We start from the raw sequence: 16,939 nt of genomic DNA, 5'->3' as shown, positions 1-16,939 counted from the left end.
ACGCTTGCAGCGGCAGGAGGCGCGGTAACGCGGCGAATGCGGCACGGGCGCCAGCGACTGCCAGGCCCATGCGGTCAGGAACTGCGGACGCCGCAGGACTGAAGGCAGCGCCGAACGGGAAGAGCCCGCCACGCGGGAACGACCGGACGGTGAAGCGGACCGGAGGTGTGCTGCTCGAAGGAGCGGGCCGTTCGAAAGGACGGGAACCGAAGGGCAGGGAACGGCGGATGGACGCGGTGAGCTCAGGCGCTGGAAAGCCAGAGTGCCAGCAGCAGCGACAGTGGGGGCCGGCAGCGATGCCGGCCCCCATTTGCTCTTCGGGCATTTGCTGTTCAGGCATTCGAGTCGCAGGCTTCGGCTGCGGTCGCCAGCCTTCAGAAGACCGGCCCCGTGTCCCGGATCGGGATCAGGTTGACACGGTTGACACAGTCCTGAGCGGAAACTGTCAGCCTCCGCAGCAATCCAAGCGGCCGTGCCCGCGCAGCGCGCAAATTGGCGGTTCGAGAGGGTTTCATAGAGCATGTGGGCATCATGCTGCAGAGCGATCCGTGTAGGACAGCGCTTTATCAATGCCGGGCGTGTCTGCTGTTCATGAAGCCCGAGACGACAATCGGACTGCCGAGGTGGTGGCCCTTACCTGCCGGAGACATCATTTTTTCCGCCATTTTCTCGCGCGCCTGTGATCCGTGCCACAGGACTGCCATGCAAACCGGCTAATCGGGGCTTGCGACCCGAAGGCGATTTGCTTGCGCAGCGCCTTTTACTGATCGGGACGGCTTCTTTGGGGCCGTCCCGATTTTTTGTCCTGTAGGCCGAGCATGGCTGGGGCCGCCACCCGCCGCCTCCCTCCTCAGAAGAGGTGGGGCTGAGAGCTTAGCCCTTGGTCAGTTGTCCGCGCACGGCGCCGGCGGGGAAGCCCGCCGTGTGGATGTTGACATAGAAGCCCGACGGGTTGGCAACGATAGGCTTCAACTTGTCGGGCTCGACCGCGATACACATGTCGCTGCCCTTGCCGGTGACGTCCATCGTGATGACGGGGCCGCCGTTGACGCCCGCCGCGCCGGTGTGGACGTGAGCCATCGTGGGGGCCGAGATCTTCTCGCCGTAGAGCGTGTAGCAGAAGTCGCCGGTTTCAGTGTTGATCTCGGCGCGGAAGGCACCGTTGCCGTCAGGCGCGCCGCCGCCCACTTCGTTTGCACCGGAGAGGTTGGCCGTGAGCACCACCGTTTCCGCGGCGGCGGCGACAGGGGCCAGCGCGAATGCGGCAGCGGTGCCAGCGAGGATGAGGAACCGTTTCATTGCATCGTCTCCTGCGGTGGCCCGCTCTGCGCGCCATGGGACTCGGCGCCGGGCCTGCGCTTGCGCGCTGATCCTACGCCTCCCCGTCCCTGTGCGCAAAAGGCTTGTACCTAGAAGCTCTTCGGCAGGCCCAGGACGTGCGTCGCCACATGGCTGAGGATGAGGTTCGAGGAGATCGGTGCAACCTGATAGAGGCGGGTTTCGCGGAACTTGCGCTCGATGTCGTATTCCTCGGCAAAGCCGAAGCCGCCATGGGTCTGCACGCACATGTCCGCCGCGAACCACGAGGCTTCGGACGCGAGCAGCTTGGCCATGTTGGCTTCGGTGCCGGCACCCTCGCCCGCATCGAACTTCGCGGCGGCATCGGCCACCATCTGCGCGGCGGCGGTGGTCTGGATATAGGCGCGGGCGATGGGGAACTGCACGCCCTGGTTCTGGCCGATGGGCCGCCCGAACACGGAGCGCTCCCGGGCGTAGGCGCTGGCGCGGTCGATGAAGAAGCGCGCATCGCCGATGCATTCCGACGCAATGAGGATGCGTTCGGCATTCATGCCGGAGAGGATGTAGCGGAATCCATCGCCTTCCTTGCCGATGAGGTTTTCGGCCGGAACCGAGAGATCGTCGAAGAACAGCTCGGTCGTTGCGTGGTTGAGCATGGTGCGGATCGGGCGGATAGTGAGGCCGTTGCCGACCGCCTCGCGCATGTCGACGAGAAGGACGCTCATGCCATCGGTAGACTTGGCGCAGTCATCGCGCGCAGTGGTGCGCACGAGGAGGACCATGAGATCGGAATGCTCGGCGCGGCTGATCCAGATCTTCTGGCCGTTGACGACGTAGCGGTCGCCATCCCTGCGGGCAAACGTGGTAAGGCGCGTGGTATCGGTGCCGCTGGTGGGTTCGGTGACGCCGAAGGCCTGGAGCCGCAGGTCTCCGCGCGCGATTGCGGGGAGGTAGCGGTCCTTCTGTTCCTCGGAGCCGTGGCGCAGGAGCGTGCCCATCGTGTACATCTGCGCGTGGGCGGCGCCGCCGTTGCACCCCGAACGGTGGACTTCCTCGAGCACGGCCGTCGCCGCCGCGAGGCCGAGGCCGGAGCCGCCGTAGGCTTCGGGGATGAGCACCGAGAGCCAGCCTTCTTGCGCAAGGGTGGTCACGAATTCGGTGGGATATTTCCGGTCGCGGTCGAGCGCCTGCCAGTAGCTGCCGGGGAAGCGCGCACAGAGCTTGCGTACGCCTTCGCGCAGGTCTGCAAAGGTTTCTTCTTCGGCCATGGTTCCGCTCTCCCCGAAACGATTGTTGCGGAAGGCTATTGCCTGCCTTTTCGCCGCCGTAAAGCGGGGCTTGTGGTGCAAATTTGCTAGTCTGCGGCGAGGCGGTGGCGTTCGCGGCGCAGATAGACGTAGAGCATGATGAAGACGGGAATGATCACCAGCGCGGCGAAGATATCGTGCTCCACGTGGACGCCGAAGAGCGCGAGGCCGCCGCTGAGATAGGCGAGGAGCGAAACGGCATAGTAGGTGATGGCGACTGTGGAGAACCCTTCGACGAGGTGCTGGAGGCGCAGCTGCGTGCGGGTCGCGCTTTCCAGGGATTTGAGGAGCTGGCCGTTCTGGTCCTCGATCCGCGTCTCGATCCGGGTGCGCAGCAGCGAGGTGAGCTGGGCCGAGCGTTCGGCGAGTTCCTGCTGGCGGCGCACCACGGTCTCGCAGGTGCGGATCGCGGGATGGAAGCGCCGCTGGGTGAAATCGGCGAGGCTGGCAAAACCGGGGATGGCGACAGGAGCCAGTGTGGCCAGGCGTTCGTCCACCAGCCGGGCATAGGCTGCGGTGGCGCTGAGGCGGTAGCGCGTGTCGCTGGCGATGGTGCCAAGCTCAAGGCTCATGGCGCAGAGCGAATCGAGCAGCTCGTTGTCGGAGATGGCATCGGATTCAAGGCGGCGGCCGAAGGCGCGCAGTTCCTCCTCGGCGGCATCGAGCTTGCCCCAGACGGCGCGGGCGACGGGGAGGCCAAGGAGCGCCATGTTGCGGTAGTTGCCGAGTTCCTGCAGCGACTGGACGGCGCGGGCGAGATCAACCGGGCCCAATTGGCCGGCGGCGACGACGAGGCGGCCGTAGCCTTCTTCCTTGATGCGGAAATCGGACGAGAGCCGGGCGCCGCCGCCAAAATCGCAGCAGACCAGTTCGGCGGGATCGATCTCGAACGCAGCCATGCGGGCGGCGGCTGCGGCGGCATCGGCCTCGATATCGATGAGCGTGGCGCGCAGCACTTCGCCCGGGGCGCTTTCGGCCCAGGCGCGGGCTTCATCGAGCAAGGGCGCGTCGGGCCGCGCGAAGACGGTGAGCGTGGTGGCCTCGCTGTGGCGTTCCCATGTGAAGAGAAGACCCTCGGCAAGGATGCCCTGCATATGGCGCTGGCCCGGTTCGGCGGCGAAGGCGGGACCTCCGCGAAAGGGGGGCAGACCTTCGGACGGACCGATTCGCAGGATCTGGACGATCGTCATCGGCGGCGTGATGGGCGGCCAGCGCCGCAGATGCATCTCGCCGACAATCTCGCGCCGAAGCCGGTGTTCGTTCAGCATGGCCTCAGGCACTCCCCGTCCGGCGCTGCTTCGCGCCTCGGCCATAGTCTTTCACAGCACACTTGCCGTTACAACCCGTATAGTCCAGATTGGTTGACACTATGAACCGCTTCCCCTTCTCCGCCATCGTCGCGCAAGACGAAATGAAGCAGGCCCTGCTGCTGGCCGCTGTCGATCCCGCAATCGGGGGCGTGATGGTCTTCGGCGATCGCGGGACCGGAAAATCGACGGCAGCGCGGGCACTTGCCGCGATCCTGCCGCCGATCACCGCGGTGGAAGGCTGCCGCTTCGGCTGCGCACCGCCCGATGCGGGCACCTGTCCAGATCCCTGTACATCGAAGAAGACGGCGAAGCGCGCGGTCCCGTTTGTAGACCTGCCGCTGGGCGCGACCGAGGACCGCGTGATCGGCGCACTCGATCTGGAGCGGGCGCTGCGTTCGGGCGAAAAGCGCTTCGAGCCGGGGCTGCTGGCCAAGGCGCACCGGGGCTTTCTCTATATCGACGAGATCAACCTGCTGGAGGATCACCTCGTCGATCTGCTGCTCGATGTCGCGGCCTCGGGCGAGAACCTCGTCGAGCGCGAGGGGCTTTCGGTGCGGCACAAGGCGAAGTTCGTGCTGATCGGCAGCGGCAATCCGGAGGAAGGCGAACTGAGGCCGCAGCTGCTCGACCGGTTCGGGCTTTCGGTGGAAGTGCGCACGCCGCAGACGCTGGACGCGCGCGTAGAGATCATGCGCCGCTGCGCCGCGCACGAGCGCGATCCGGCGGCGTTCTGTGCGGAATGGGCGCCGGCGGACGCGAAGATCGTGCGCAAGATCGCAAAGGGCCGCACGCGCCTGCCCTCGGTCGAGACGCCGGACGAAGTGCTCTACGATGCCTCGCGCCTGTGCATGGCCTGCCGGGCGGACGGCTTGCGCGGCGAGCTGACCCTGATGCGCGCGGCGCGGGCGCAAGCGGCGCTGGAAGGCGCCGATACGGTCAAGCGCAAGCATGTGATCGCGGTCGCCCCCATGGCGCTGCGCCACCGCCTGCGCCGCGATGTGCTGGACGAGACCGGCTCGACCACCCGCATCGAACGCGCGGTGGCCGAGGTGTTTGGATGACATCGCCTGATGCGCCGCCCGCCGCAGCGGATGCGGCGCTGGCGCTGCGCGCCTTTGCGCTCTGGCCGGCGGGCTTCGGCGGGCTCTGGCTGCGCGGCCCCGGCCCGGCGCGCGATGCGCTGGTCGAGCGGCTGGGGAGCGCGGTGCGGCTCAGGCGCATGCCCGCGCATATCGACGGCGAGCGGCTGCATGGCGGGATCGATCTGGCCGCGAGCCTTGCGGCAGGACGCAGCGTTTCGCGCTCCGGGTTCCTCGAGGAAGCACGCGGCGGCGTGGTGATCGCCCCGCTGGCCGAGCGGATCACGCCGGCGCTGGCAGGCAGCGTGGCGCAGGCGCTGGACCATGCCGAGCCGGCGGAGCGCTTCGGCCTGGTGCTGCTGGATGACGGGGCGGAGCGCGACGAAATGCCGCCGCTGAGCCTGACCGAGCGGGTGGCCTTCGCCTGCGATCTGGGTAGCGCCGCGCCCGGCGATCTGGCGAGCACCGCGCTTCCCGCCCCCCTCGCCTCTCCCGCCGAGATACCGGCGTGCAGCGCGGCGGGGCTGGAAGCGCTGGCGGCGGTTTCCCTGGCGCTGGGCGTTGATTCCGGGCGGGCCTTGCGCTTTGCCGCACTCACCGCAGGCGCCAGCGCGCGGCTCGATGGGCGCGATTTCGTGCAGGAAAGCGATCTTGCGGCGGCGGCCCGGCTGGTGCTCGCCCCGCGCGCCACCCGCCTGCCCCCGCCGCCGCAAGACGACGCGGACGCCGAGCCCCCGCCACCTCCCCCACCACCACCCGAAAGCGATGCCGATACCCCCGGCGACGAGGAGCAGGAGGACAATGGCACACCCGATCCCGATCAACTGATCGAAGCGGCAGCCGCTGCGATCCCGCCGGGCCTGCTCGAAGCCCTGGCGGACGGCCGCACGCGGCGCGGCGCGGGCAGCGGCGGCGGCGCGCGGCACCTTTCGCCGCTGCGGGGCCGCCCACTGGCGGCGCGGCAGGGCTTGCCGCGTGGTGGCGCGCGGCTGGCGCTGATCGATACGCTGCGGGCTGCGGTGCCGTGGCAGGCGCTGCGGCGCACGGAAGGCGAAACGCACAGCGGCCTCAGGATCATGAAGGACGATGTGCGCGTGCGCCGGTTCGAGGCGCGCAGTGCATCGGTCACGATCTTTGCCGTCGATGCCTCGGGCTCGGCGGCGTTCACTCGCCTTGCCGAAGCCAAGGGCGCGGTCGAGCTGCTTCTGGCGCAAGCCTATGTGAAGCGCACCGAAGTCGCACTCGTCGCGTTCCGGGGGCAGGACGCGCAACTTCTGCTCCCGCCGACGCGCTCGCTCACCCGCGCCCGGCGCGCGTTGACCGAACTGCCGGGCGGCGGTGGAACCCCGCTGGCGGCAGGGCTTTCGATGGTCTGCACGCTCGGCACGGGCCTTGCGCGGCGGGGCTATACGCCGCTTCTGGTTCTATTGACCGACGGGCGCGGCAATATCGCGCTGGACGGCAGCACCAATCGCGCGGCGGCGACAGAGGATGCGCTGAAGGCCGGACGCGCGATTGCGGCGGCCGGGCTTGCCGGGGTGGTGATCGACATTTCCCCCCGCCCCCGCCCCGAAGCGGCGGCCGTCGCGGCGGCCATGCGCGCGCGCTATGTGCCGCTGCCGCAGGCCAATGCGACGGTCTTGAGCAAAGTCATCGGAGCCCTTGCATGAGCAAGCCGCTCGCGTGGGAAACGGACGGGCGCGACTGGCCCCATCGCGCGGTCAGCCGGTTCGTACAGGCCGGACCGCTGGCATGGCACGTGCAGGAGATGGGCGAAGGCCCCGCCGTGGTCCTGCTCCATGGCACGGGCGCGGCCACGCACAGCTGGCGGCACCTGATGCCTCTGCTGGCGAAAGATGCCCGCGTGATCACGATGGATCTGCCCGGCCACGGCTTCACCCGGGGCCGGCCGGCGGGCGGGCTGACCCTGCCGGGCATGGCCGCCGCCGTCACCGCGCTGCTCGCGGCCATGGACGTGCGGCCCGTGCGGCTGATCGGCCATTCTGCCGGGGCGGCGATTGCGCTGCGCATGGTCCGCGATGGGCTGGACGTGCCCGAAGTCATCGGCCTCAATGCTGCGCTCACGCCGTTTCCGGGCTTCTTCGCGCCGCTGTTTCAGGGGCTGGCGCGCGCGCTGGTACTCAATCCGCTCGTGCCGCGCCTGTTTGCCGCAAGCGCGCGCACTTCGGGCGATACCGGGCGGCTGCTGGTCCGATCAACCGGTTCGCACATCGATGCCGAGGGCGTACGCTGCTATGCCCTGCTGCTGGGCAATGCGCTGCATTGCCGAGGGGCGCTGGAGATGATGGCGGGATGGGATCTGGCCGGATTGCAGCGCGATCTGCCCAAGGTCGCCGCGCGGGTGCGTCTGATCCACGGCGCCAGGGATGCCGCGGTGCCGACGAGTTCGATCGAGCAGGCGGTGAAGCTGATCCCCGGGGCCCGGCTCAGCGTGCTTGCAGGACTGGGCCACCTGGCGCACGAAGAGGACGCGGATCGTACCGCCGAGGCCGTGCTGGCCGATGCGGCGGTGCAGGCCTGAGAGGGAGGAAAGCGCGTGGCTCAGAACTTCGGATGGATCGAAATGGTCGTCTTCGGCGGAATCGCGCTCTCGCTGGGCGTGTGGCAGCTCGTCTCGGTCAACCGCGAGATCGCAAAGGACAAGGCGAAGAAGGACGCTGCTCCGAAGGAGTGAATGCTCAGCGCGCGCGGGGCATCCGGTGCGGGATCAATTGCTGCACGACCGGATTGCAGAACCGGTCGAGCGAGAGCGTTTCCTGCATCGCGACCACAGGTTCGCCATAGAGCCGCGCATGGAGCGTGGAGCGGGTGTAGAAGGGCGAATCCTCCCAGGTCCGGCGCACGCGGGCGAGACCGCGGTCGGCACGGGTCACGCGTTCCATCTGCCACCCGGTGTTCGGCAGCGGTGCGATGGGAGGCAGCTCCGCCTCGTGCGGCACGCCCGCTGAATCGAACCGCAAGGCGCTGGCGAAGGTCGAGCCATCACGGCGCTTGCCTTCGTAGAACACCGCCACGTCCTTGCCGAGGTGCGCGCGCGACCAGTGCCACACGCGAAAGCCTTCCTCGAGCGATTCCGAACCGCGATTGGAATCGATGTAGGCGCTGCCCTGCCAGCTGAGCCCGGGCGATTCCATCTCCACCGCAATCCGCGCGCGCGGGGCCAGGCAGTGCCACACGTGCTTGCCCGCAGGATCGAGCGCGAAGGCTTCGGTGTTGAGCATTTCGGGCCAGACCCGGATACGCCCGGCAACACGGCGGCGGAATGGGTTGAGGATCCGCTTGTCGAGTTCCTCGATATCGATGACGAGGCAATCACCGGCCCAGCGCACGCTGCTCGGCCCGATGGCGAACTGGTCCGCCTCGGCATGCACGGCGTGGCTTGGCCGTTCGGTCATCGTCCAGCGGCCGTTCGGGCCATAGAGCGCGACATTGAGCGCGCAGTGATCGAGCGGATTGCCGCGCCCGGACCGCTTGAAATAGGGCGAGAAGACGCTGCCGATGAAGGCGATAACGGTGAGGCCGTGGCGGCCGTCGTCGCTCAGCGCGTCGACATACCACCAGCTGTAGCCACCAGCAGGAACCGGGGTATCGAAGCGCGGATGGGCATCGCTATCGCGGCTGCCCGGCGCGCGGACGAGGCGATCATCCTCGCCCTTGCGCAGGAGCGCCCAGGGATCGGGCGCGGCCGGTGCCGGCGGCAGAGCGCCGTGCATGCGCGCGATCCCCTTCCACAGCGCAGGCCATTGCTCAGCCGTTTCGGGGCCGCCTTCCTTGAACCGCAGCGCACCATCTGCGGGGGTCTCGCCTCGCCACATGGTTCAATCTCCCTTGCCCCATTGGCGGGGCTTGCGAGGGATGATTGACGCATTGCTCCTAAATGTCCAATGTAATTGACATATGAATATGTCCAACCGTCTGGATTTGCCCCAAAGGGCCGGGCTCAAGGAACGCTGGATCGGCTGGCGCAACCGCCTGTTGATGAGCCCGCGGTTCCAGCAGTGGAGCGCGGCATTCCCGCTGACGCGGCCGATCGTGCGGGCGCGGGCGCGCCGGGCGTTCGATCTCGTGGCCGGGTTCGCCTATGCTCAGGTGCTGGCGGCCTGTGTCGAGGGCGGGCTGCTCGACCTGCTGGCGGAAGGTCCGTGCGATACCGCAGCAGCCGCGAACCGCGCGGGGCTTGGACTGGCCGCGACCGAACGGCTGCTGCGCGCCGCCGCATCGCTGGGCATTGCCGAGACGCTGCCCGGCGAGCGCTGGACCCTGGGGATGGACGGCGCGGCGCTGCAGTGCAATCCGGGGGCGCGGGCGATGATCCGGCACCACGCGCTGCTCTATGCCGATCTCGCCGATCCCCTCGCTCTGCTGCGCGCTGACCGCAAGGAACCCACCGCGCTTTCGGATTTCTGGACCTATGCCCGTGCCAGCGCGACCGGCATGGTGCCGCCGGGGCGGCGGGGCGATGCGGACAATGCGCCGGCGGCGACCGCCTATTCGGCGCTCATGGCGGCCTCGCAGGCGATGGTCAGCGAACAGCTGATCGCGGCCTACAAATTCAATCGGCACAAGGCGATGCTGGACGTGGGCGGAGGCACAGGCGCGTTCGTCCGGGCCGTCGGCACGGCAGCGCCCGAGCTGCGACTCGGCCTGTTCGATCTGCCAGATGTGGTGGCGGGCGCGGAGACCACCCTGGGCCGCGACGCCCTGATCGCGCCGCGCCTTTCGCTGCACAACGGCAGTTTCCTGCACGATGCGCTGCCCACCGGCTTCGACCTCGTTACGCTGGTGCGCATTCTCCACGATCACGACGACGAGCCGGCGCTGCGCCTGCTGCGCGCCGTGCGCGCGGCGCTGCCGCCGGGCGGGACGCTGCTGATCGGCGAGCCGATGGCGGGCGCGGCCGGAGGGGCGGCCATGGGCGATGCCTATTTCGGGCTATACCTTTGGGCGATGGGATCAGGCCGCCCGCGCCGACCTGCAGAGCTGGGCGCAATGCTGCGCAGCGCCGGCTTTGCCAGCTGGAAAGAAATCCCCACCCACTTGCCGCTGGTCTGCGGGGCGATTGTCGCCCGCGTCTGAGCCTGGCGCGCCGGTCTCCGGCACCTGTCCCACCAGAACGGATTGTCGGCGATGCTGCACAGCTTGTCGCAGGGGCACTTTGCACAAAAGTGTAGTGCCGAGTTGACACTTTCTAATGACAATGTAAGCTGACACTCGGAAAGCCCCCTAGACCGTACGGCACGCCGTCCGGCCCGGGCTGAGGGGAAAACAGGTCGTGGAAGCATTGGCGCTCATCATGGAGGCACCGGAGCAATTGGCTCTCAGGCCCCTCGCGCTTGATGCGCCGACCGGCTCCGATGTGGTCGTCGAGGTCCGCTGGAGCGGCATCAGCACCGGCACTGAAAAGCTCCTCTGGACCGGCAAAATGCCCATGTTTCCGGGCATGGGATATCCGCTGGTCCCGGGTTACGAATCCGTAGGACGCGTGATCGATGCCGGCCGCGATGCCTGGGCGCGAATCGGTGACTGGGTCTTCGTGCCCGGCGCCAGCTGCTTCCGCGATGCGCGCGGCCTGTTCGGCGGGTCGGCCCGCCGGCTCGTCCTGCCCTCCATCCGCGCATTAACTATCGACGAGTCGCTGCAGGCGGACGGCGTGCTGTTTGCCCTCGCCGCGACGGCGCTTCACGCGCTGGATGGCGGCACCCTGCCCGATCTGATTGTGGGCCACGGCGTGCTCGGCCGCCTGCTCGCCCGCATGACCGTGGCGCTCGGCGCGCAGGCGCCGACCGTATGGGAAACCGATCCGCTGCGCAGGGCCGGTGCGGTCGGCTACACGGTCGTCTCGCCGGACGAGGATTCGCGCCGCGATTACCATTCGATCTGCGATGCCAGCGGCGATTCGAACATTCTCGACACGCTGCTCTCGCGCCTTGCCCGCGGCGGCGAGATCAACCTCGCCGGGTTCTATTCGGACCGGCTGAACTTCGCATTCCCGGTCGCGTTCCGCGCCGAAGCCCGCATCCGCGTCGCGGCTGAATGGAGCCCCGGCGATCTTGACCGGACCCGCGATCTCATTCGCGATGGCCGACTCGATCTTGGCGGCCTCGTCACCGACGTACGGCCCGCGAGCGAGGCGGCGGAGGCCTATCCTGCGGCCTTTACCGACCGCAACTGCCTGAAAATGGTTCTCGATTGGAGCAACTGCGCATGACGACTCTTGAAGCATCGGCTCAGAAAGTCTCCGGGCGCGTCCAGGCGCTGCGCGACGAAGCCGCGATCGAACCCGATGTGATTGTGCCCACCGAAGTGACCAAGGAAACGCAGATCATCGCGATCTACGGCAAGGGTGGCTCGGGCAAGAGCTTTGCGCTCTCCAACCTCAGCTACATGATGGCGCAGCAGGGCAAGCGCGTGCTGCTGATCGGCTGCGATCCCAAGTCCGACACCACTTCGCTGCTCTTCGGCGGCAAGAGCTGCCCGACGATCATCGAGACCTCCTCGGCCAAGAAGCTGGCCGGCGAGGACGTGCGGATCGAGGACGTGTGCTTCCAGCGCGATGGCGTGTTCGCGATGGAACTCGGCGGGCCCGAAGTCGGCCGCGGCTGCGGCGGACGCGGCATTATTCACGGCTTCGAACTGCTGGAAAAGCTGGGCTTCCACGAGTGGGGCTTCGACTACGTGCTGCTCGATTTCCTCGGCGACGTGGTCTGCGGCGGCTTCGGCCTGCCGATCGCGCGCGACATGTGCCAGAAGGTCATCGTCGTCGGCTCGAACGACCTCCAGTCGCTCTATGTCGCCAACAACGTCTGCAAGGCGGTCGAATACTTCCGCTCGATGGGCGGCAATGTCGGCGTCGCCGGCATGATCGTCAACAAGGACGACGGCACGGGCGAGGCCAAGGCCTTTGCCGAGGCGGTCGACATCCCCGTACTCTGCGCGATCCCGGCCGACGAGGATATCCGCCGCAAGTCCGCCAATTACCAGATCATCGGCCGGCCCGACACGCAGTGGGGCAGCCTGTTCGAGGAGCTGGCGGTCAATGTCGCCACGGCCCCGCCGCGCCGCCCCAAGCCGCTCGACCAGGATGGCCTGCTCGGCCTGTTCTCGCCCGAGGACACTGGCGGCAGCGTGACGCTGGTGCCGGCCACCCAGGCCGACATGCGCGGCGGCAGTTTCGAGGCCAAGGCATCGCTGGAGGTCATCTACGATGACATCTGACGCCCGTCCTGCACCAGACCGCATCGACGCCCAACTGGGTGGACCTACGCCGGACGCGCTTGTCCCGGCGGGCGACGCGGGCGGCTGCCATGGCGGCACCGACCGGATGCGCGAGGCGGCCCGCGCCGCCGGCAAGAGCGAAGTGCTCGATCGCTATGCCGCCGACTACCCGGTCGGCCCCCACGATCAGCCGCAATCGATGTGCCCGGCCTTCGGCTCGCTGCGCGTGGGTCTGCGCATGCGGCGCACCGCCAGCGTGCTCTCGGGTTCGGCCTGCTGCGTCTATGGCCTCACCTTCACCTCGCACTTCTACGGTGCGCGGCGCAGTGTCGGCTACGTGCCGTTCAGCTCGGAAACGCTCGTCACCGGCAAGCTGTTCGAGGACATCAAGGAAGCGGTCGAGCAGCTGGCAGACCCGGCGCATTACGACGCGATCGTGGTGACCAACCTGTGCGTGCCCACGGCCAGCGGCGTGCCGCTGCGGCTCCTGGGCAAGGAAGTGAACGGCGTCCGGATCATCGGCATCGATGTCCCCGGGTTCGGCATTCCGACCCATGCCGAAGCCAAGGACGTGCTTGCCGGTGCCATGCTCGCCTATGCCCGCAGCGAGGCTGAAGCTGGCCCGGTAAGCGCCCCCCAGACGCGGCCCGACAAGCCGACCGTCACCCTGCTTGGCGAGATGTTCCCGGTCGATCCGATGGGCATAGCCCAAATGCTCGAGCCGATGGGCCTCGCCGCCGGGCCGGTGGTGCCGACCCGCGAATGGCGCGAACTTTACGCCGCGCTCGATTGCGCCGTGGTCGCTGCGATTCACCCCTTCTACACGGCAAGCGTGCGCGAATTCGAAGCCGCCGGCCGCACCGTCGTCGGCTCGGCACCGGTGGGCCGCGATGGCACCGCCGCCTGGCTCGCTGCCATCGGCGATGCCTGCGGGATCAAGGCCGATCTCGTCGCCGCCGCGCAGAACCGCATCCTGCCCGCGATCAGCGGGGCGCTTGCCGCCCGCCCGATCAAGGGCCGCATCACGGTCTCGGGCTACGAAGGCTCCGAACTCCTCGTCGCGCGCCTCCTCGTCGAAAGCGGCGCGGACGTGCGCTATGTCGGCACCGCCTGCCCGCGCACGGTGTGGTCCGATCCCGACCGCGAATGGCTCCAGGCCCGCGGTGTGAAAGTGCAGTACCGCGCCAGCCTCGAGCAGGACATCGCAGCCGTCGAGGAATTCCGCCCGGATCTCGCCATCGGCACGACACCGGTGGTGCAGCACGCCAAGCAGATGGCAATCCCGGCGCTCTATTTCACCAACCTCATCTCGGCTCGCCCGCTGATGGGCCCGGCCGGTGCCGGCAGCCTTGCCATGGTGGTCAACACCGCCATCGCCGGCAAGGCACGCTTCGACCGGATGTCCGCCTTCTTCGACGGGGTCGGGACCGGACACACCACCGGCGTGTGGGAAGATACCCCGCAGGACCGCCCGAACTTCAAGAAGAAGTACGCCGCGCTCAACGAGGCTGCCCGCAAAGCGGCCGAGGCAGTGGGGTCATGATCATGCTCCTCTCCTACGGCAACCAGCGCCTCGCGGTCACCGTTCAGCCATCGCGCCGGCCGTCCGGCCAGCCGGCAAGCCACCAGCGCGAACAGACGCTCGATCAGGCGCCCGATCAGGCGCCCGACCAACTGTCGGCGCTGCTCTTCGGCCATAGTCTGGGCAAGGCCCTGAGCCAGACCTTCGGAGCGCGCGCATGACCCTGATCATCGATCATGATCGGGCCGGCGGCTATTGGGGCGCGGTCTACGTCTTTACGGCGGTCAAGGGCCTGCAGGTGATCATCGACGGCCCGGTGGGCTGCGAGAACCTGCCCGTCACCTCGGTGCTCCATTACACCGACGGCCTGCCGCCGCACGAGCTGCCGATCGTCGTCACCGGCCTTGGCGAGGAGGAGCTCGGCAAGACCGGCACCGAAGCCGCCATGCGGCGCGCGTGGAAGACGCTCGATCCGGAGCTTCCGGCAGTCGTCGTCACGGGCTCGATCGCGGAGATGATCGGCGGCGGGGTCACCCCCGGCGGCACCAACATCAAGCGCTTCCTGCCGCGCACGATCGACGAGGATCAGTGGCAATCGGCGGACCGCGCCCTTACCTGGCTGTGGACCGAATTCGGCCCCAAGGCGATGCCCGCCCCCAAGGCGCGCAAGGACGGCGAAAAGCCCCGCGTCAACATCATCGGCCCGGCTTACGGCATGTTCAACATGGCCTCGGACCTTGCCGAAGTGCGCCGCCTGATCGAAGGCATCGGCGCCGAGGTGAACATGGTGTTCCCGCTGGGGTGCCACCTCGCCGATATCCGCAGGCTGGCGGATGCCGACGCCAACGTCTGCCTCTACCGCGAGTTCGGGCGGAACCTGTGCGAAGTGCTCGAGCGGCCCTATTTCCAGGCACCGGTCGGTCTCACCTCCACCACCCGCTTCCTTGAGGCGCTCGGCGCTTCGCTCGGCCTTGATCCCGAGCCGTTCATCACGCGCGAGAAGCACACCACGATCAAGCCGCTGTGGGACCTGTGGCGTTCGGTGACGCAGGACTTCTTCGGCACCGCGAGCTTCGGCATCGTGGCGAACGAGACCTATACCCGGGGGATCCGCCACTTCCTTGAAGAGGACATGGGCCTCCCCTGCGCCTTCGCCTTCTCGCGCAGCGCCGGCGTGAAGCCGAAGAACGAGGACGTGCGCGATGCCATCCAGGCCGGCGCACCGATGGTCGTGTTCGGCAGCTACAACGAGCGGATGTACCTCGCCGAATGCGGCGCGCGCAGCATCTACATCCCGGCCAGCTTCCCGGGTGCGGCAATCCGCCGCCACACCGGCACGCCGTTCATGGGCTATTCGGGCGCGACCTACCTCATCCAGGAAGTGTGCAACGCGCTGTTCGATGCGCTGTTCCACATTCTTCCGCTGGCAACCCAGCTCGATGCCGTGCCGGCCACCCCGGCGCGCGCGCACCGCGAACTGCCGTGGAGCGACGAGGCCAAGGCCCGGCTCGACGAACTGGTCGAGGCCCAGCCGGTCCTGATCCGCATCTCATTTGCCAGGCGCCTTCGCGACGCGGCCGAAGCCGCCGCGCGCCGCGAGGGCGAGAGCCTGGTCAGCGCTGACCGGCTGGCCGACGCGCTGCTTGGCAGCGCCGCGCCATGACCGGCGCGCACGAAATGCCCCGCATCCCAGCGGGCACCACCATTCCCTCGGTTTCGGCCGTTGGAATATCGCCGGGGGGCGATCGCCGCCTCTCGCTTTGCACGTCAATACTGGAGATGCAGAAATGAGCGATGATCGCCTTGGGCTCAGGACCTACCTGACCCCCGAAGAAGCCAAGGAATTCCACAAGCTGTTCATGAGCAGCTTCCTCGGCTTCACCGCCGTGGCCGTGGTTGCCCACGCGCTCGTGTGGTCGTGGCGTCCCTGGATTTCGTAAGAAATCCAACGTCACAACTACGCGTTTGGCCATAACGGCCACCCGGCCTTTTTTTGGCCGAACCTGAACGACCGCGCCCAATAGGCGCATTCACAAGGACAGATACCATGTGGAGAGTCTGGCTTATTTTCGATCCGCGCAGGGCCCTCGTGGCACTTGCCGCGTTCCTGTTTGTGCTGGCAATCGTGATTCACTTCATCCTGCTCAGCACGCCTCGCTTCAACTGGCTCGACGGCCCGCACACTGCGGCCCCGGCAGCCGCAGCCGCTGCCGCGGCGACGCCCTGACCACCTGCAAGGCAAGAGGCGGCATCCCACCACGCGTGGACATGCCGCCTCCGGCACTGCCGGGGGGAACCGGTTGATTTTCCATGTACATGTGCCCGCCAGGCTTGGGCGGGGGAGGATAGAGCCATGGCGCTCCTCAGTTTCGAGCGAAAGTATCGCGTGCGCGGAGGCACGTTGATCGGCGGGGACCTTTTCGATTTTTGGGTCGGCCCGTTCTACGTTGGCTTTTTCGGAGTGATCACGGCGATTTTCGCCTCACTCGGAACGGCTCTCATCTTCTACTGCGCCTCGCAAGGCGGCACGTGGAACCCTTGGCTGATCTCGATCGCGCCGCCCGACCTCAAATATGGCCTGGGCCTTGCGCCCTTGCGTGAGGGCGGCTTCTGGCAGGTCATCACAGTCTGCGCGATTGTATCGTTCACATCGTGGGCGCTGCGCGAGGTCGAGATCTGCCGCAAACTCGGCATGGGCTATCATGTGCCCATCGCCTTCGGCTTCGCGATCTTCGCCTACGTTTCGCTGGTGGTGATCCGCCCGGTGTTGCTGGGTGCCTGGCACTTCGGCTTCCCCTACGGCATTTTCAGCCACCTCGACTGGGTGTCGAACACCGGCTACCAGTATCTGCACTTCCACTACAATCCGGCGCACATGCTGGCGGTGAGCTTCTTCTTCACCACCACACTTGCGCTCGCATTGCATGGTGCGCTGGTGCTGTCCGCGGTCAACCCGAAAGAGGGCGAGACCGTGAAGACCCCGGAATATGAAGACACCTTCTTCCGCGATCTGATCGGTTACTCGATCGGCACCCTGGGCATCCACCGCCTGGGCCTGCTGCTGGCGCTCAACGCCGGCTTCTGGAGCGCGATCTGCATCATCATCAGCGGCCCCTTGTGGACCAAGGGCTGGCCTGAATGGTGGAATTGGTGGCTCAACCTGCCGATCTGGTCGTGAAGGAGGAC

General features: G+C 67.6%; 17 protein-coding genes. 13 read left to right on the top strand and 4 right to left on the bottom strand.

The features are described 5' to 3' along the window. Positions 1 to 873: 873 nt before the first annotated feature. The 3 genes from AQZ52_RS08925 to AQZ52_RS08915 all read right to left on the bottom strand — a co-directional run bounded on the left by AQZ52_RS08925 (position 874) and on the right by AQZ52_RS08915 (position 3,874). Positions 874 to 1,299 (bottom strand): CHRD domain-containing protein, encoded by a 426-nt coding sequence (locus AQZ52_RS08925; RefSeq protein WP_067908651.1) that lies wholly within the window; start codon positions 1,297 to 1,299, stop codon positions 874 to 876. A gap of 110 nt (positions 1,300 to 1,409) precedes the next feature. Continuing rightward, entirely contained in the window at positions 1,410 to 2,567 is a 1,158-nt protein-coding gene (locus tag AQZ52_RS08920) for an acyl-CoA dehydrogenase family protein (protein ID WP_067908649.1), read from the bottom strand. A gap of 86 nt (positions 2,568 to 2,653) precedes the next feature. Next, positions 2,654 to 3,874, bottom strand: a complete 1,221-nt coding sequence (locus tag AQZ52_RS08915) for a DUF3422 domain-containing protein (protein WP_067908647.1) — start codon at positions 3,872 to 3,874, stop codon at positions 2,654 to 2,656. A gap of 101 nt (positions 3,875 to 3,975) precedes the next feature. Here AQZ52_RS08915 and bchI point away from each other — a divergent pair, with 101 nt between their 5' ends. Genes bchI through AQZ52_RS18475 form a run of 4 tightly spaced genes read left to right on the top strand, consistent with a single transcriptional unit; the run spans position 3,976 to position 7,690 of the window. Continuing rightward, a complete protein-coding gene (gene bchI, locus AQZ52_RS08910) occupies positions 3,976 to 4,977 on the top strand; it encodes a magnesium chelatase ATPase subunit I (RefSeq protein ID WP_067908646.1) in 1,002 nt (333 codons plus the stop codon). Further along, positions 4,974 to 6,665 carry a magnesium chelatase subunit D gene (locus AQZ52_RS08905; RefSeq protein WP_067908643.1) on the top strand — a complete coding sequence of 564 codons (1,692 nt, stop codon included), beginning with the start codon at positions 4,974 to 4,976 and terminating at the stop codon, positions 6,663 to 6,665. Before bchI ends, AQZ52_RS08905 begins: the two co-directional genes overlap by 4 nt. Then, positions 6,662 to 7,537 carry an alpha/beta fold hydrolase BchO gene (bchO, locus tag AQZ52_RS08900; RefSeq protein ID WP_067908641.1) on the top strand — a complete coding sequence of 292 codons (876 nt, stop codon included), beginning with the start codon at positions 6,662 to 6,664 and terminating at the stop codon, positions 7,535 to 7,537. The genes AQZ52_RS08905 and bchO overlap by 4 nt, the downstream gene beginning before the upstream one ends. Positions 7,538 to 7,552: 15 nt before the next feature. Beyond that, positions 7,553 to 7,690 carry a hypothetical protein gene (locus tag AQZ52_RS18475; RefSeq protein WP_156424829.1) on the top strand — a complete coding sequence of 46 codons (138 nt, stop codon included), beginning with the start codon at positions 7,553 to 7,555 and terminating at the stop codon, positions 7,688 to 7,690. Between the two features lie 4 nt (positions 7,691 to 7,694). On the opposite strand, the gene AQZ52_RS19085 is transcribed toward AQZ52_RS18475, so the two are convergent. Then, positions 7,695 to 8,831, bottom strand: coding sequence for a hypothetical protein (locus AQZ52_RS19085; protein WP_240481490.1), 1,137 nt, complete (start codon positions 8,829 to 8,831; stop codon positions 7,695 to 7,697). 88 nt (positions 8,832 to 8,919) lie between these two features. On the opposite strand from AQZ52_RS19085, the gene AQZ52_RS08890 reads away from it, so the two are divergent. The 9 genes from AQZ52_RS08890 to pufL all read left to right on the top strand — a co-directional run bounded on the left by AQZ52_RS08890 (position 8,920) and on the right by pufL (position 16,931). After that, positions 8,920 to 10,092: a methyltransferase gene (locus AQZ52_RS08890; RefSeq protein ID WP_067909753.1), complete on the top strand. Its 1,173-nt coding sequence runs from the start codon at positions 8,920 to 8,922 to the stop codon at positions 10,090 to 10,092. A 196-nt stretch (positions 10,093 to 10,288) separates the two neighbouring features. Further along, positions 10,289 to 11,224: a chlorophyll synthesis pathway protein BchC gene (gene bchC / locus AQZ52_RS08885; RefSeq protein ID WP_067908638.1), complete on the top strand. Its 936-nt coding sequence runs from the start codon at positions 10,289 to 10,291 to the stop codon at positions 11,222 to 11,224. After that, entirely contained in the window at positions 11,221 to 12,231 is a 1,011-nt protein-coding gene (locus tag AQZ52_RS08880) for a chlorophyllide a reductase iron protein subunit X (RefSeq protein ID WP_067908634.1), read from the top strand. Before bchC ends, AQZ52_RS08880 begins: the two co-directional genes overlap by 4 nt. Beyond that, positions 12,221 to 13,774, top strand: a complete 1,554-nt coding sequence (gene bchY / locus AQZ52_RS08875; RefSeq protein ID WP_082697641.1) for a chlorophyllide a reductase subunit Y — start codon at positions 12,221 to 12,223, stop codon at positions 13,772 to 13,774. Before AQZ52_RS08880 ends, bchY begins: the two co-directional genes overlap by 11 nt. Next, a complete protein-coding gene (locus AQZ52_RS08870) occupies positions 13,771 to 13,974 on the top strand; it encodes a hypothetical protein (RefSeq protein WP_067908629.1) in 204 nt (67 codons plus the stop codon). The genes bchY and AQZ52_RS08870 overlap by 4 nt, the downstream gene beginning before the upstream one ends. After that, positions 13,971 to 15,416, top strand: a complete 1,446-nt coding sequence (gene bchZ / locus AQZ52_RS08865; protein ID WP_067908626.1) for a chlorophyllide a reductase subunit Z — start codon at positions 13,971 to 13,973, stop codon at positions 15,414 to 15,416. The genes AQZ52_RS08870 and bchZ overlap by 4 nt, the downstream gene beginning before the upstream one ends. A gap of 124 nt (positions 15,417 to 15,540) precedes the next feature. After that, positions 15,541 to 15,693 carry a light-harvesting antenna LH1, beta subunit gene (gene pufB, locus AQZ52_RS18140; RefSeq protein WP_072383985.1) on the top strand — a complete coding sequence of 51 codons (153 nt, stop codon included), beginning with the start codon at positions 15,541 to 15,543 and terminating at the stop codon, positions 15,691 to 15,693. Between the two features lie 107 nt (positions 15,694 to 15,800). Further along, positions 15,801 to 15,980 carry a light-harvesting antenna LH1, alpha subunit gene (gene pufA / locus AQZ52_RS08860; protein ID WP_067908623.1) on the top strand — a complete coding sequence of 60 codons (180 nt, stop codon included), beginning with the start codon at positions 15,801 to 15,803 and terminating at the stop codon, positions 15,978 to 15,980. A gap of 126 nt (positions 15,981 to 16,106) precedes the next feature. Further along, a complete protein-coding gene (pufL, locus tag AQZ52_RS08855; protein ID WP_067908621.1) occupies positions 16,107 to 16,931 on the top strand; it encodes a photosynthetic reaction center subunit L in 825 nt (274 codons plus the stop codon). Positions 16,932 to 16,939 lie beyond the last annotated feature (8 nt).

The sequence above is a fragment of the Novosphingobium fuchskuhlense genome, assembly GCF_001519075.1.
GTDB lineage: Bacteria > Pseudomonadota > Alphaproteobacteria > Sphingomonadales > Sphingomonadaceae > Novosphingobium > Novosphingobium fuchskuhlense.
This window is presented reverse-complemented; position numbering and strand designations above follow the sequence as displayed.

Excerpts from the sequence above, each read along its gene's own strand:
- bchI (WP_067908646.1), top strand. The coding sequence starts at position 3,976 with ATGAACCGCTTCCCCTTCTCCGCCATCGTCGCGCAAGACGAAATGAAG.
- bchY (WP_082697641.1), top strand. The coding sequence starts at position 12,221 with ATGACATCTGACGCCCGTCCTGCACCAGACCGCATCGACGCCCAACTG.
- pufL (WP_067908621.1), top strand. The coding sequence starts at position 16,107 with ATGGCGCTCCTCAGTTTCGAGCGAAAGTATCGCGTGCGCGGAGGCACG.
- AQZ52_RS08870 (WP_067908629.1), top strand. The coding sequence starts at position 13,771 with ATGATCATGCTCCTCTCCTACGGCAACCAGCGCCTCGCGGTCACCGTT.
- pufA (WP_067908623.1), top strand. The coding sequence starts at position 15,801 with ATGTGGAGAGTCTGGCTTATTTTCGATCCGCGCAGGGCCCTCGTGGCA.
- pufB (WP_072383985.1), top strand. The coding sequence starts at position 15,541 with ATGAGCGATGATCGCCTTGGGCTCAGGACCTACCTGACCCCCGAAGAA.
- AQZ52_RS19085 (WP_240481490.1), bottom strand. The coding sequence starts at position 8,831 with ATGTGGCGAGGCGAGACCCCCGCAGATGGTGCGCTGCGGTTCAAGGAA.
- bchO (WP_067908641.1), top strand. The coding sequence starts at position 6,662 with ATGAGCAAGCCGCTCGCGTGGGAAACGGACGGGCGCGACTGGCCCCAT.
- AQZ52_RS08920 (WP_067908649.1), bottom strand. The coding sequence starts at position 2,567 with ATGGCCGAAGAAGAAACCTTTGCAGACCTGCGCGAAGGCGTACGCAAG.
- AQZ52_RS08905 (WP_067908643.1), top strand. The coding sequence starts at position 4,974 with ATGACATCGCCTGATGCGCCGCCCGCCGCAGCGGATGCGGCGCTGGCG.
- AQZ52_RS08880 (WP_067908634.1), top strand. The coding sequence starts at position 11,221 with ATGACGACTCTTGAAGCATCGGCTCAGAAAGTCTCCGGGCGCGTCCAG.
- AQZ52_RS08890 (WP_067909753.1), top strand. The coding sequence starts at position 8,920 with ATGTCCAACCGTCTGGATTTGCCCCAAAGGGCCGGGCTCAAGGAACGC.
- AQZ52_RS08915 (WP_067908647.1), bottom strand. The coding sequence starts at position 3,874 with ATGCTGAACGAACACCGGCTTCGGCGCGAGATTGTCGGCGAGATGCAT.
- bchZ (WP_067908626.1), top strand. The coding sequence starts at position 13,971 with ATGACCCTGATCATCGATCATGATCGGGCCGGCGGCTATTGGGGCGCG.
- AQZ52_RS08925 (WP_067908651.1), bottom strand. The coding sequence starts at position 1,299 with ATGAAACGGTTCCTCATCCTCGCTGGCACCGCTGCCGCATTCGCGCTG.